General features: G+C 72.9%; 6 protein-coding genes. All 6 read right to left on the reverse strand.

Features of this window, described 5'->3' with window-relative positions:
• Positions 1–85: 85 nt before the first annotated feature.
• Complete coding sequence (locus tag IG02_RS0107750; RefSeq protein WP_030743452.1) at positions 86–1,753, reverse strand: phytoene desaturase family protein; 1,668 nt, start codon at positions 1,751–1,753, stop codon at positions 86–88.
• Positions 1,743–11,273: a non-ribosomal peptide synthetase/type I polyketide synthase gene (locus tag IG02_RS0107755; RefSeq protein ID WP_030743455.1), complete on the reverse strand. Its 9,531-nt coding sequence runs from the start codon at positions 11,271–11,273 to the stop codon at positions 1,743–1,745. Before IG02_RS0107755 ends, IG02_RS0107750 begins: the two co-directional genes overlap by 11 nt.
• Before the next feature lie 319 nt (positions 11,274–11,592).
• Positions 11,593–12,516, reverse strand: coding sequence for a sterol desaturase family protein (locus tag IG02_RS0107760; RefSeq protein WP_078854282.1), 924 nt, complete (start codon positions 12,514–12,516; stop codon positions 11,593–11,595).
• 447 nt (positions 12,517–12,963) lie between these two features.
• On the reverse strand, positions 12,964–13,512 hold the full coding sequence (locus IG02_RS0107765; protein WP_234314653.1) for a GNAT family N-acetyltransferase: 549 nt from the start codon (positions 13,510–13,512) through the stop codon (positions 12,964–12,966).
• 24 nt (positions 13,513–13,536) lie between these two features.
• The gene (locus tag IG02_RS0107770) at positions 13,537–14,454 is read right to left on the reverse strand and encodes a sirohydrochlorin chelatase (protein WP_078854284.1); all 918 of its coding nucleotides are present in this window, start codon (positions 14,452–14,454) and stop codon (positions 13,537–13,539) included.
• Between the two features lie 95 nt (positions 14,455–14,549).
• Complete coding sequence (locus IG02_RS0107775) at positions 14,550–15,587, reverse strand: N-acetylglucosamine kinase (protein ID WP_030743468.1); 1,038 nt, start codon at positions 15,585–15,587, stop codon at positions 14,550–14,552.
• Positions 15,588–15,630 lie beyond the last annotated feature (43 nt).

The raw sequence follows: 15,630 nt of genomic DNA on the forward strand, positions 1-15,630 counted from the left end.
CTCTCCCCGCTCTCCCCGGTTTCCTGGTCGCATCGATCGCTCCTGTCCCGCGTGGTCCTTCACCACGAGGTCCTTCAGCACGCGGTCACCGGACCCCTCGTCGTTCGAGCTGGGGCAGGCTGCCCAGCTTCCCCGGGTGCCAGGGTTCCGTACCGCCGCTCTCCCAGGCGCGGAACTCGAGCCCCAGGTCGCGGCAGAGGTACTGGGTGACGAACCGTCCGCTCGCGGCGGTCCGGATCAGGCTGCCGCCGCCGAACCACTGGCCGGCCAGGGAGAAACCGCTCAGCCCGGGCAGTCGCAGCCGGTCCTTGTTGATCAGCTTCGTGATCACGTCGTCGGCGTCGGTGAACGACTTCCAGCCCAGGATGGAGCCCTCCCGCACGCCCGTATACCGCTCGGTGGTGGTGGGTGAGGCCACGTCGATGACCTCGATGGCCTCCGCCACCCCGGGGTGGTGCCGCTCCAGGAAGTCCCGGACGAAGTCCGCCACGTCCTGCTTGCGCGCCCAGTACGCCTTGCGGTCCGTGCGCCGCAGCTCCTTCCAGTACGCGTAGTCACTGAAGTAGGTGCAGTGCACGACGGACTTGCCGGGCGGAGCGAAACCGTCCGAGTAGTGGGACCGCAACTGGACCACCAGGCTGTTCTGCCGTACGGCCGGGAGCGCGGCGCTGTCCTCCTGGGAGAGCAGATAGGTGACGCTGTGCCGCTCGGCCGGGTCGAACTCGCCCTTGACACCGACGAACGCCGAGACGACCCCCGGGTAGACCATCTCGGGGCGGCCCATCATCTCCTCGAAGAGGCGGTCGACCGCGGGGCTCGTGTAACGGCCGCCGAGCAGCCGGTGGATCGTGGTGTGACCGTCGCAGGCGGAGACGACGTGGTCCGCGTAGTGCCGCTCACCGCCGCGCAGTTCGACTCCGATCGCCCGGTCGTTCTCGACCAGGATCCGCTCCACCCGCGCCCGGTAGTCCACCCGGCCGCCCAGCGAGGTGTAGCGCTCCTCGACGGACCGGGCCAGCCCCAGCGAGCCGCCCTGCGGGAACCCCGCGTTGTGGTGGTGGGCGCTGGCCATGTTGAACAGGTACGGCAGGAGCGGGAAGACCTCGTGGTCCTGGAAGAAGATGAACGGGAACGCCCGGCGCAGCAACGGGTCCTGGAAGCGGCCGGCGAACTTCTCCATGCGGGTCGCGGCGGTGCGCCAGAACAGGACGAAGTCCGGCAGGACGAGGCGCAGCGTGGCCAGCTTCTCCTTCAGCGGCTGCAGGGGCGGCGGGGTCAGGAACGGATAGTGATTGATGTCGATGAAGCGTCGCAGATCACGGCAGAAGGCCTTGATGGGCCGGGCGTCGGCCGGCGAGATCTCCAGCAGATGCCGCTCCAGTCGGTCGGGATCGTTGTAGAACGTCACCGAGCGGCCGTTCTCGTCGACGACGGTGTTGAACATCTCGAAGTTCGCGATCGTCTTGCCGTCGAGGGCGCCGAGCTCCCGCCACACCTGGCTGGCGTCGTTGTTCCGGCCCGTGCCGGTGAGCCATTCGATGCAGTAGTCGAAGACGTAGTCCTGCCGGGACCACGCCGTGCAGCACCCTCCGGGCAGGACATGGCGCTCGAAGATCCGCGTCTCGGCGCCGCTCATCTGCGCGTACGCGCCGGTGGACAGGCCGCCGATGCCGGCCCCGATGATGATCACCCGGGGCGCGTCCTCCGGTCCCCGTTCGCGCCGGTGCCAGACCGGCCGGTTCTCACGCGACATGGGTCTCACCCCCGGCCGGCGAGTTCGCCCCGGCGAGGACCGAGAGCGTCAGCTCCGCGTTCCGCGGCAGGTGCTTCTCGTCCAGCATCTCGGCATGGGTGCCACCGCCGCGCAGCAGGACGGTGCCGGCGGACGAACTGCCGTGCCAGGTGCCGCGCTGTCCGGCCGCGTAGAAGGCGGTCTTCCGCTCGTCGGAGATCACGGCGACCGTCGCGGCGACCGTGCCGACGTTGGGCGTACGGCCGCAGAAGTCCAGGTACTCCCTGGCCTGGTCGAGAGTCTCGTCGGCCAGTGTCCGCGAGCCGGTGTGACGGCGCAGATGCTCCCGCAGCTCGTGTTCGAACGTCTGGAGGTGTTCGTCGGTGACCGCGTAGGGCTCCTGGATCCGGTACGAGTCCATGATCACCACCTGCGGCACCGTACGTCCCCGGGCCTCCAGTTCCTTGGCGACCTCGAAGGCGAGGTTGCCGCCGAGCGAGTATCCGAAGAGCGGGCAGGGCCCCTCGGGGCGGAGCGACTCGATCAGGTCCGCGTACCGGATCACCTTGTCGTCACCGCCGATGTGGTTGAACGCCACGAGCTCGTACGGGGGCAGGTGCGCGGCGAGCGAGCGGTAGACGAGCCCGTGCCCACCGGCCGGCGGGAAACAGAACAGCGTGGACGCCTGACCGGAGTTGAACGTCAGGTAGGGCCTGCCGCCGGAGATCTTCCCGGTGATGATGTCCTCCACCGTCCTCGCCATGCCGTGCAGCGTCGTGACCTTGAACAGCAGACTGACCGGAACCGTGATGTTGAACTCGGCCTGGAGCCGGTGGATCAGCTCGATGAGCTTGATGGAACTGCCGCCCGCGGCGAAGAAGTCGCTCCGCAGCCCCACCCGCTCCACGCCCAGCAGCGACTGCCAGTGGGCCGCCATCCGTTCCTCGTAGAGGGTGACCGGTGGCTCGTGGCTCTCCTCGCCGGACTCCCGCCGGGGCTCCGGCAGCGCGGCCACGTCCACCTTGCCGTTCGACGTGAGCGGCAGCGCGTCCAGCGTGGTGAAGTGGGCGGGGATGAGATACGTCGGCAACCGCGTGGCGAGATGGCGGCGCAGCTCACCCGGGTCCGGCTCGCTCCCGGCCTCCGGCACGCAGTAGGCGCACAGCGCGGCCTCGCCGTCCCCGTCCGCGCGGACCGTGACCACCGCCTGGGCGATACCGGGCACGGACACCAGCAGGGACTCGATCTCACCCGGCTCGATGCGGTGGCCGCGCACCTTCACCTGAGCGTCCGCCCGGCCCAGCAGGTGGATCAGCCCGCGGGCGTCCCGGCGGGCCAGATCACCCGTGCGGTACAGCCGCTCGGGCACCGCCCCCGGCCCGCGCCCCAGGGTCAGACTCACGAACCGCTCCGCCGTCTGCCGGGGATCGCCCGCGTAGCCGAGGGCCAGGCCCGCGCCACCGACCCACAGCTCGCCCGTGACTCCCGGCGGCACGGGCTCGCGGTGCTCGTCCAGGATGTGCAGAGCGCAGTTCGGCAGGGGTCTGCCGATCGGGACCTGCTGGTTCGGTTCCAGCCCTGCCGTGGGGCCTTCGAAGAACGCGCTGTCGACGGCCGCCTCGGTCAGCCCGTACGAGTTGATCACCCGGGTGCCCGGGCCGCACAGGCCGCGCAGCCGCTCGTATTCCTCGACCTTCCAGGCGTCCGAGCCGACGATCAGCAGGCGCATGAAGTCCAGGCGGTGGCCGCCGTGCGCGCAGTGGTCCATCAGGGCGCGGGCCACCGCGGGCACGAACTCGGCGCAGTCGACCCCCTCGTCCGTCATCGTCCCGTACAGGCGCTCCGTGTTGAGCAGCAGCTCACGCCCGATCAGCACCAGTCGGCCGCCCGAGCACAGCGCCCGTACCAGGTCGCCGGTGAACACGTCGAACGAGACCGCGGCCATCTGCAGGTGTACCCCGGGCGCCGCGCCGAGACCGTACTCCTCGTGCCAGGCCGCGTGCACGGCCGCGAGCGCCCGGTGGCTGACCTCGACGGCCTTCGGGCGGCCCGTCGAACCGGAGGTGTGGACGACATACGCGGGCGAGTCCGGGTCGACGGGGAAGGGACCGTGGACCTCGGCTTCCGCCGCCCCGGCCCGCCCGTCCCCGGCGAGGACATCGGTGACGGCGTCGAAACCCGGCGCGGCGAGGCGGCGTTGGCCCTCGGCGTCGGTGACGACCAGGGCCGCCGCCGCGTTCTCCGCCATCAGGGCGAGCCGGTCGGTGGGATGGTCCGGATCCAGCGGCAGGTACGCGGCGCCCGCGCGCCAGACGGCCAACAGCGCCACGATCAGCTCGGGCGACTTGGGCAGGCAGACCGCGACGACGTCGCCGGGCTTCACCCCCCTCTCGCGCAGCCGCCCGGCCAGCGCCCACGCGTGGCGGTCCAGCTCCCCGTACGTCATACGGCGGGTCTCGCCCGCCTCGGCCGGTACGGACACGGCGACGGCGTCCGGTCGGCGCGCGGCGGCTCGGGCGATCAGCTCGGGCACGGGCACGTCATGGGGCAGCGGCCGGCCCACGGCCGCCGGATCGCGCAGGGCCCGCTCGCGCTCCTCGGGCCCCAGCAGGTCGAGCCGGCCCACCGGCGCCGCGGCGGGGGCCCGGGTGAGGGCGTCCAGTACCTGCACGTAGTGGGTCGCCATCCGCCGGACCGTCTCCGGCAGGAACAGGTCGGTGTTGTACTTCAGGACGCAGTGGAACCGCCCCTCCGACTCGTCCTCGTACGCCGACAGCGTGAGGTCGAACTGACCCTCCTCCTCCGGCAGTTCGATGTAGTCCAGCCGGTATCCGTACTGCTCCGAGGCCACCTTGTGGGCGAGCAGGATGAACATCGCCTGGAAGACCGCCGACCGGCTCGGGTCGTGCTGCAGACCCAGCTCCTCGACCAGCAGGACGAACGGGTACTCCTGGTTGTCGAGACCGCCGAGGACCACCTGGCGCACCTGGGCGAGCAGCGCGGCGACGGACGGGTCCCCGGACAGGTCCGCGTAGAGCGGCAGGGGGTTGACGAAGTAGCCGTAGACGGAGGCGAACTCCTCCTCCGTGCGCCCCGTCACGGGACTGCCGACGATGATGTGGTCCTGGCCCGAATAGCGGTGCAGCAGCACGTAGTAGGCGCTGAGCAGCACCATGAACACCGTCACGTCGTGCTCACGCGCCAGCGCGTGCACCCGGGCGCTGAGACCGTCGTCCAGGACGAAGAACTCGGACGCGCCGTTGTGCGTCTGCACCGGCGGCCTGGGCTTGTCGGTGGGCAGGTCGAGGGCCGGTACCTCGGCGGGCAGGCCGCCGCGCCAGTAGTCCAGCATCCGCCGCGCGTCGGGCGACGCCAGGAAGCGGTTCTGGGCGTTCAGGAAGTCGAGGTACCGCGCCGGTACGGGCGGCAGCTCGACCGGCCCGCCCCGGCGCGTCCCCTCGTAGAGCGCCAGGAGTTCCTCGATGAAGGTGAACGTGGAGATCGCGTCCGAGATGATGTGGTGGACGGCCTTCATGATGATCCAGCGGTCCGGGCCGCGCTTGAACAGGCGGAACCGGATCAGCGGATCGCGCTCCAGGTCGTACGGCTTGCGGTACTCACGGACGATCGTCTCGTGGATCGTGTCCCAGTCCTGGTCCTGGACGTCGAACAGGGCCAGATCGGGCTCGCCGCCGGCCGACACGCGCTGGACCGGCTGCCCGTCCTCCAGGGCGAAGTTGGCGCGCAGCACCGGATGGCGCGCCACCAGAGTCCGTACCGCGTCGAACATCGCCTCCGGATCCAGACGGGTCCGCACCTCGACCGCGCCACCGATGTTGTAGGCGAAGCCGTCGGGGTTGAGCTGCTTGAGGAACCACAGCGCCTTCTGGTTCTGCGTCAGCGGGTGGCAGGTCTCGTCCTCGTACGTCTCCACCGTGGCGAGCACGCCCGAGCCGCCCGCCGACTCCGCGACGAGGGCCGCCGCGGCGTGGTACAGCTGCGTGCCGAGCTCGGCCGCCGACGCGCCGCTGAGCAGGGACACCAACGGCAGCGAGACCCCCGTCTCGGCCTGGACCCGCACCCGCAGCTCCATGGCGAGCAGGGAGTCGAGCCCGAGGGCGGCCAGGCTGCCCGACCGGTCGATCTGGTCGGCGGGCACCCGCAGCACGGCCGAGGCCACCGCCGTGAACCGTTCGGCGACCAGCTCTGCGCGGCGCTCGTCGTCCGCCGTGCCGAAGACGTCCAGGAAGCTGCCGTGGCCCTCCGCCTCCTCGCCCCCGTCGGCCGCGGCGAGCTCCGTGACGAGCGGCGGCGGCGACTCGTACCAGGCGAGGAAGACCTTCCAGTCCACCACCGTGGCCACCAGCAGCTGGGCGCGGCCCTGGCCGATGACCCGCTCCAGTACGGCCATGCCCGCGTCCGGGGACAGCGAACTCATGCCCCGGCTGGCCCGGTAGTGCTCGACCAGCCCCAGTTCCTCGATCATGCCGGTCGCCCACGGCCCCCAGTCCAGGCTCAGGCCCGGCAGGCCCCGTGCGTGGCGGTGGTGGGCCAGCGCGTCCAGGAAGGCGTTGCCCGCCGCGTAGTTGGTCTGGCCCGCCGTGGTGAGCAGGGACGCGATCGACGCGAACAGGACGAAGTGCTCCAGGGGTTCGTCGCGCAGCAGCCGGTGCAGCAGCCAGGCACCGGCCGCCTTGGGGGCCAGCACCGCGTCGAAGGCGGCCCGGTCCATCGCGGGGACCAGGGTGTCCCGCACGTGCCCGGCCAGATGGAACACACCGCGTACCGGCGGGGCGTCCCGCTCCCGGTACGCCGCGAGCCAGGCGGCCAGGGCCTCCTCGTCGGTGGTGTCCACGGCGGCGTGCACCGGATGGGCGCCCAGGGCCTCCAGCTCCTTGACGAAGCCCGCGTTCCGGCCGGCCGGGGACTCAGGATCCAGGGTGCGCCAGCGCGCCCGGTCCGGCAGGGGAGTGCGGCCGACGAGGATCAGGTGGCGCGCACCGCGCCGGACGAGGAAGCGGCACAGGAGCCGGCCCAGCGCGCCGAAGGCGCCGGTGACGAGATAGGCGCCGTCCGGGCGCAGCCGCGGCGGCAGCGGCCGGGTCAGGCCCTCGGCCCTGGTGAGCCGGCTGATGAGGCGGCGTCCGCCGCGCAGCGCGATCTCGTCCTCGTACGGCCCCGGGGCGGTGGGGGCGTCGAGGATTTCCTCCAACAGGGCCCCGGCCTCGGCCCGGCGGGTCTCCTCGCGGGCCCGGCCGCCACCCGGGGCGAGGTCGACGAGCTTACCGCGATGGGCCGTCAGCTCCTGGTGGCGCAGGACCCGGCCGACACCCCAGGCGAGCGCGCCCAGCGGCTCGACCGGATCGCCCCGGTCGACCGCCTGCGTGCCACGCGTGACCACATGGAGGGCGGCAGGCCCGCCGGACTGGCGGGGATCGTCCTTGAGGGCCTGCGCGAGCGCGATGAGCGAGTACGCCCCCCGGGTGCTGTGCTCCTCCAGCCGGCCGCGCTCGGTGTCGTCCAGCGCGGGCAGGTCGAGGTTCCACAGGTGGACGACGGTGTCGAAGCCCGCCGCGTCCTGGCCGTACCCGACGGTCACGGCCAGGTCCGCGAAGAGCCGGCGCAGGTCGTCCGGGCTGCCGGGCACCACGGTGAAGGTGTTGGTGCCGGGACCGGCGGCGTAGCGTTCTCCGGGGCGTACGAGACGGCAGCGGCCGCCCCGGGCGGTGACCAGCTCCGCGAGTGCGTCGGCGACCCCGCCGGGAGCGTCGGCGAACAGCAGCCAGGACCCCGGGGCCGCGCGGTCCGCCGAGCCGCCCGTCGTCCCGTCCACCGCCCCGACACGCTCGTCGGAGCCGAGCGGGCAGTCGGTCCAGGACGGTTCGGCCAGCCAGTTGTCGATCGTGCCGAGCCCCACCGCGGCGGTCGCCTTCTCGACGTCGGCGGCCCGGAACCCGCTGACGCGGCCGAGCGGAGTGCCGTCGTCGGCGTGGAGGGCGATGTCCCCGACGAGTTCGCCGTCACCCCGCCGGGTCACGGTGGCATGGACCCACAGCGGCTGGTCCCCGACCGGGCCCGTGCGTACCTCCGCGATGGACAGCGGGAGCAGGATGCCCGTGGGCCCGTCCGCCCCGCCGCCGCCCTCCGCGGGCAGCGGCAGTCCGAGCGGGCCGTCCGCACAGCCCGCGGCGAGCAGGGTCTGGAAGCAGGAGTCGAGCAGTACGGGGTGCACATGGTGGCGCGCCGCGTCGTCCCCGAGGACCTCGGGCGGCCGGATACGCGCCAGCGCCTCGCCCCCGCCGGTCCACACCTCCTCGATCCCCTGGAAGGCCGGGCCGTAGTGATAGCCGAGGGCGCCGAGCGCCGCGTAGCACGCCGGACCCGCGAGACGGGTCCCGGCGCGCGCGGTGATCCGGTCGATGTCCAGGGCCGCGGTCCGGCGGGCGGTGCGGTCGCCGGAGCGGACCACGCCGGTCGCGTGGACGGTGCGCTCCGCACTCTCGCCGCCGCCGGTCGCGACGGTGAACGCGGCATCCTCCAGGGACAGGGCGAGCTGGACGGTCCGCGACGCGTCGTCGGGCAGGAACAGCGCCTTGCGCAGTTCGATGTCGCCGAGCGCGGTCTCCGTGCCCCCGGTCAGGGCCCGGGCCGCCTGCGCGGCCATCTCGAGATAGCCGGCGGCGGGGAACAGGGCGCGGCCCTGGATACGGTGGTCCGCGAGGTACGGCGCGGCGGAGAGGTCCAGCTCCGCCTCCCACACCGGCTCCGCCGTGGCCAGCCGGCGGCCGAGCAGCGGATGGTCGACCCGGCCGAGCCGGACCTGCGCCACGGGCTCCGGCTCGGTCCAGTACCGGTCGCGCTTCCAGGGGTAGCGCGGCAGCGGCACGGTCCGCCCGGCGGGCTGCAGCCTGTCCCAGGAGATGTCGGTGCCGAGGGTGTGGAGCGTGGCGAGGGAGGTGGTGAAACGCGCCTCCTCGTCCTCCTCCCGGCGGATCGACGGCAGCGTCACCACGTCGGCGTCCGGCTCCAACGGCCTGCTCTCCAGGCACTCCCTGATCGAATGGGCGAGGACGGGATGCGGGCCGATCTCCAGGAAGACGCGGTACCCGTCGTCGGCCATCCGGTCGACGGCGGCGCGGAAGCGGACGCGGTCGCGGACGTTGTCCCACCAGTAGTCGGCGTCGAGCTCGGTGCCATGGGCCGTGCCCTCCCGGCCCGTCAGGTACAGCGGCACCTCGGCGGGACGCGGCTCGATACCGGACAGGCAGGACAGCAGCTCGTCCTTGATCGCTTCCATGCGGGCGCTGTGGTACGGCACCTGAACGGTGAGGAGCTTGGCGAACACGTCCTCCGTACGCAGCTCGTCCGCCAGGGACGTCAGGGCCGCCTCGTCACCGGCGAGGGTGACCGCGGCGGGGCTGTTGACGGCGGCGACGGACACCAGGTCGCCATACGGCCGGGCCCGGCGCGCGGCCTCGTCCTCGGGGAGGCCCACCGCGAGCATCGTGCCCGTTCCGACCAGCCGCTGCTGGAGGCGGCTGCGGTGCACGATGACGCGCGCCGCGTCGCGCAGGCTGTAGACCCCCGCCTCGTGGAACGCGGCGACCTCGCCCGTGCTGTGCCCGACGATCGCCTCGGGCCGTACCCCATGGGCGCGCCAGAGGGCGGCGAGGCCCACCTGCACCGCGAAGTTGGCGGGCTGGGCCAGCCAGGTCTGGGCCATCCGGGAGTCCGCCTCGTCCGCGCTCATCTCCTCGACGAGGGACCAGCCGGTGAGCGCGGCGATCTCCCGGTCGCACCGCTCGACGGCCTCCCGGTAGACGGGCTGGGAGGCGAACAGCTCCCGGCCCATGCCCCACCACTGGGGCCCCATGCCGGTGAACACCCAGGCCAGGCGGCGCTGTTCGGCCGGGCGCCGGCGGCCGAGGACGACCCGCGGGTGGGCCTCGCCCCGTGCCTGAGCGGCCAGCGCCTCGGCCAGGTCCTCGCGGCCGGTGTGCACGACGGCCATCCGGGCGTCGTGGTGCTGGCGGCGACGGGCGAGCGTATGGCCGAGGTCGGCCAGCGAGATCCCGTGCCCGGTGTCCGTGGCGGCGGGCGCCGCCAGCTCCCGTCGGATCGACTCGGCCAGGACCGGCAGCCCGGACGTGTCGCGGGCGGTCAGCGGGAGGACGCTGTAGCGGGGCCGGTCCGCGGCCACGGGCTCCTCGGCGAGGGGCGGCGGTGCCGCCTCCTCCAGCAGTACGTGCGCGTTCGTGCCGCCGAAACCGAACGAGTTCACCCCCGCTCGGGCCGGGCCCTCGTGCGCGGGCCACGCGGTGACCTCCGTCGGGATGGAGAACGGCGCGGAGGCGAGATCGATACCCGGGTTGATCCGCTCCAGGTTGATGTGCGGGGGGATCGTACGGTGTTCGAGGCTGAGCGCGGTCTTGATGAGTCCGGCGATCCCGGCAGCCGACTCCGTGTGCCCGATGTTGGTCTTGACCGAGCCGACATAGCAGGGGGCGTCCGGCCGGCGGCCGACGGCGAGGGCCCGGGCGAGCGCGGTGGCCTCGATCGGGTCGCCCACCGGTGTGGAGGTGCCGTGGGCCTCGACGTACTGGAGGCCGCCCGGCGCGATGCCCGCCTCGGCGCACACCCGCTCGATCAGGGTGATCTGAGCCTCCGCACGGGGGACGGTGATGCCGTTGGTGCGTCCGTCCTGGTTCACGCCGCTCGCGGTGATCACGGCATGGACCGGGTCGCCGTCGCGGACGGCGTCCGCCAGGCGCTTCAGCGCGACGATGCCGACCCCCTCGGCGCGGACATAGCCGTCGGCGTCGGCGTCGAAAGTGCGGGACCGGCCCCGGGGCGACAGGAAGCCCCCCTGCGTCTCGGCGATGGTGTACTGCGGCGTCAGGTGCAGCAGGGTGCCGCCGGCCAGCGCGAGTGAACTCTCCCGGCGGCGCAGGCTCTCACAGGCGAGATGCACGGCGACCAGGGAGGAACTGCACGCGGTGTCGAGGGAGAGGCTGGGGCCGCGGAAGTCGAAGCAGTGCGAGATGCGGTTCGACACCATCGTCATCATGGTGCCGGTCGCCGTGTGCGCGGCCAGGGTGTCGAAGCGGAGGTCGGCGAACTGGAGGATCTTGTAGTCGAGGGTGAAGGCGCCGACGAACACACCGACATCAGTACCGGCCAGCTCGACCGGCTTCTGGCCACCGTCCTCCAGCGCCTCCCAGGCCACCTCCAACAACTTCCGCTGCTGCGGGTCCATGTGGTCCGCCTCGCGCGGACTGATCCCGAAGAACGCGGGGTCGAACTCGTCGAACCCGTCGATGTACCCGCCCCGGCCGCCCACCAGCCGGCCCGGCCTGGCCTGGTCCCCGCTGCCGAGGGTGGTCACGTCGTACCGGTCGCGCGGTGTCGGTGTGATGCAGTCCTTGCCGTCGAGCAGGTTCTGCCAGAAGGTCCGGTGGTCACAGGCGCCGCCCGGGAAGCGGCAGCCGATACCGATGATCGCGATCTTCTCGGGAGGCGCGCTCCGGAGCGATTCAGACATGGTCGGGTCCTTGAGTCGTCAGCAGACAGCGTGCGCGAAGGGCAGGCGGGGGCCCCGGCCTCCCGTCAGGACGGGTGGAGACCGGGGTCCCGCGTGCATGCACGCGGAGAATAAATAATCTAAAAACGGATAAGTGGTGGTATGGGTCGGGGGATCGGTCGATCATGGCGAGGGCGTAACCGGGGCCGGCCGGGGCTCGTCGGTGGGGCGAACGAGCGACGGACGGGCGCATGGCCGACCGGGCGGTGAGGCATCGGCCGGTGGTGATGGGGCGTCAGCCCGTGGCCGGGTGAGGCAGCCGGCCACGGGTGGCGGGGCGTCAGCCGGTGATGGTGTCACCGGCCTTCACGGGCCGCCGCCAGGGATGGGCCAGCGTCGCCATGAACGACTCGGTCCTCGGGAAGGAAGCGGGGTCCACCAGACCGACCGCCGCCGGCTCCCGCCCCGGCCGCCAGGTGAAGCTGCCGAACGCCCGGTCCCAGATCGAAAGATCGGAGCCGTAGTGCCCGGCCTCGGCCAGATCGGTGCTGTGGTGCAGCCGGTGCTGCTCCGGACTAGCGAAGACATGGTTCAGCGGGCCGAGCCGGACGGTGACGTTGGCATGGACGAAATACCCCTGCGCGACCACGAACAGCCCCACCCCGAAGACGGACGTCTCCGAGAACCCCACGAGCGCCAGCGACAGTTGGGTACACCCCTGGGCGATGAGGATGTCGGCGATGTGATTGACACCGTTGTTGCCGACATTGACCTTCTCGGGTACGTGGTGGACGCCGTGCAGCCGCCACAGCCAGCGGTTGGTGTGCCCCAGACGATGGACCGTGTAACTGGCCAGCGAGCCCAGCAGCAGGGCGAGGGGTATCTCGGCCCAGAGCGGCAGCACGGGGTCGGGACGGGCCAAGGCACTCACCCCGCCGAGCACCAGCGACTGCGCCACACCGCCGCCCACCGCCGTCAGCGTGTAGTACACGCCGTACGAGACCCACTCCCGGCGGGTGGGGTGCCAGGACCGCTGGTAAGGGATCAGACGCTCCAGCGCCGCCAGATAGCCGATGACCGAGAGCTGGAAGACGAAAGTGGTCCGGCCGGTGTCCCAGTCGCCGCGCACGGCTATGGCGAACACACCCGCGATCGAGAGGAGCAGTATCGGATACGCGACCAGGGCCAGCAGTGCCCGTGCCGTCTCCCGCGCGCCACGCTCCGGCCGGGAAGCACCCGCGCTCCCGGGCGATGTACCGGGCATGTCGCCCCCTTCGCTGGTGGTCGGGCCCGTCGGCCGACGGGCTCGCTGGTGGACAGGCCCACGGCGGACGAGCTCGTCGAGGCGACGGGCTCGCTGACGCACGGGCGGGTACCGGACGGAACGGCGAGTGTGCGCGGCCGCCGTCCGCCGTCCGACACGACGGGGCCACCGTGTGACATTTTGCTGTGGTTCAACTACGCGGGGCAATCGCGGCAGGTCGGCGTGCGGGGTCTCATCGGCCTACTTGATCGTCAACGCGCGCCCCCGGCGCAACCCCGATACCGGTCTCATCCCCGCATGAAATCGTGCGCGACGGTGAAAGGGGGGAGGCGGGGGCGCGGGGGCTGCGGGGGCGGTCGAATCGTCGGACGCGCCGGGGCCGGCCATCAGCCCGTCGGGCGGTTGCGCGACACCCCGGCCGGGGAAACCGCGTCCGGCCCGCCTCGGTCACCCCTCCGGCTCCTCCTGGGTGAGCCGCAGTTGCAGGGCCGGATGGCGCGGCGCGGTGAAGCCGAGGGAGCGGTAGAGGCCCAGGCCGTCCCCGGTGGCGTTCAGGCCGATCACCCGGGCCCCGGTGCCGGTGGCGAACCAGTCCAGCAGCGCGGCGAGGCAGGCACGGGCATGACCGAGCCCACGGCGGCGCGGGTCGGTGGACACGTTGAAGACATGACCGTGCACGCCGCTCAGGTTGAGCGGACCCGGGGCGTGCCGGTCGGTGGTGTATCGGCCCAGGCCGACGGGCGCCTCACCCGGCGCCCGGCCCTCGACCAGGACTTTTGGCGCCGGGCGCGGGAGGCGCGGGACGCGGGCCGGCCTGGACCGGAGAGCCCGGAGTCCGGACAAGGTCCAGGAGGGGGCCGGGGGCCGGCGCGGGCTGCTTCCGGCGTACGGGTCCGCCCTCCCGCCGCCGGGCGTCGGCCGGATGACGTGCCGACGCACCCCGTCGGGCGTGGGGCGGCGTGCCGACGCACCCCGCGGGCGCGGGGCCGACGGCATCGCCGTCACCCCGCGAGTGCGGCGTCAGCGCGCCGGGGTGCCCTGCGGCTGCGGAGTGATGCCCAGCGCGGTCGTGTACTTCGACAGCACGAGCTTGCCGATCGCCGGGTACGAGCCCAGCGGTTCGGCCGTCGCGCAGTCCGCCTCCTTGAGCGCCGCGTCCAGCAGCCCCTCGGGCAGCTCGGGACCGACCAGGTACGGCGCCAGCGCCAGCTGGGTCGAGCCGGCCGCGCGCAGCTGCTCCGCGATGGCGGCCACCGAGCCTTCCTGGTCCAGGGCCGCGGCCATCACCGGCAGCGCGAGCCGCGCGGCCAGCAGCATCCCGGTGATGCCCGCCGCCTGGACCGCCTCCTCGCCGCCCACCGTGCCGAGGATGATCCCGTCGGCCGCCGTGGCGACCGTGAACAGCCGGGCGCGGTCGGCCCGGGCGAGACCGGCCTCCGACAGGCGTACGTGCAGCCCTTCGGCGAGCAGCGGGTGCGGACCGAGCACGTCCGTCAGCTCCGCGGCCGCGCCGCCGGCCTCGACAGCCTCGCCTATCCGCGCGATCAGAGCGCTGTCCGGCCCTGCCAGCAGCGGTACGACGACCGCGACCGGGCCCTCGGGCTCGCTGACCTCCCGGCCCAGGGACTTGGCCAGTTCGTAGCGCTCGGTACGCAGCGCCGCGGCGCCGGCCAGCACCGCCTGGAGCGAGGGGTACTGGTCGTCGCCCTCCAGGAAGCCGATGCCCGCTTCCAGGCCGGGCAGCTCGGAACGGGCGATGCTGACGAGCTCCTCGGCCAGACCACGCACGGCGGCCGAGGGCGTGCCGGGGACGGCCAGGACGAGCGCGGGAGCGCCATCGGGAGCCGCGACCGGCTCCGGGCGGCGGTGGCGCCCCGACTGTCGGGGTCGCGGCATTCGTACGGGCAGGCCGGATGCGGGCCCAGTGGGGGTGCTCATGGCGTCGAATGCTACTGGTTTCGTGGCTTCCGCTGTTCGGTCAGGGGGCGGCGGGGAACCGTCTGTCCTTATTTATCCGTTAGGTATTTTTCCGCTCATCCATCCCGTTCTGTCGGGATGTTCAGCAGGTGTGGATCGCGTGGCAGTCGCAGCGAATCCGTGGCGAGCGCCCCCGCCACGAGCAGTGCCCCCGCCAGTGGGTCCGCCGTCGCGGGTACCGGCGCGGCATGCGGCAGCCGCCGGGCCAGCTCGGCGCGCAGGGGGTCGAGGAACGGGTCGCCGAGCTTCAACAGACCGCCCGTCAGGGCGACTTCGGGCGAACCGGAGGCGGGGCAGACCGCCTCGGCAGCCTCCGCGACATGGCGGGCGGCGGCCGACATGATGCTCCGCGCGACCGGATCGTCGGCCGCGCACCGGGCCACCTCCGGTGCGAAGGAGGCCAGGACGGCGGGCCGGTCGGTGCGTGGATAGAGCAGCCCCGGCATCCCGTCGGCGGGCCCGAACGCGTCCTCCATCCTGGACAACAGTGCGGGCGAACCTCCGCTCCGGCCGTCGTGCGCGCGCAGGGCCGCCTCCAGCCCGGCGCGGCCGATCCAGGCGCCGCCCCCGCAGTCCCCGAGCAGATGGCCCCAGCCGTCCGCCCGCCGCCAGTCCGTCAGGCCGGTGCCCAGGGCGATGAGCCCCGTACCGGCCGCGACGACCGCCCCCGGGCGCTGGCCGAGGGCTCCGGCGTACGCGGTGACGGCATCCGCGGCCAGCGCCACTTTCCGTACGCCCAGCGCCCCGTGCAGCGCGGCGGGCAGCTCGGCGCGCAACGCGTCACCGAGCGACGCCATCCCGGCCGCTCCGATGGCGACCGCGGCCGGCCGCGCCGTACCACCGCCGCGGTGCGCCCCCACCGTCGCCAGCAGCGACTCCACGGCGGGCAGCAGCCGGCCGAGGAGGTCGGCCGGGTCGATGCCGGAGGGGCCCGTACGGACCGGCTCGGCGGAGGTGACCGTGGCGAGGGCGGCGACCCGGCCCGTACCGTCGGCGTTCCCGCTCCCGCCACTGGCCGAGCCGAGCGCGACCCGCAGACCCGAACCGCCCGAGTCGACGCCCAGCACCCAGCTCACATGCCCGGCTGAGCTCATGGACCGGCTCCAGGATGAGTGGGAGGGAAACGGTGGGGAAAGG

Source organism: Streptomyces sp. NRRL F-5135, assembly GCF_000719775.1.
GTDB classification, from domain to species: Bacteria; Actinomycetota; Actinomycetes; order Streptomycetales; family Streptomycetaceae; genus Streptomyces; species Streptomyces hebeiensis.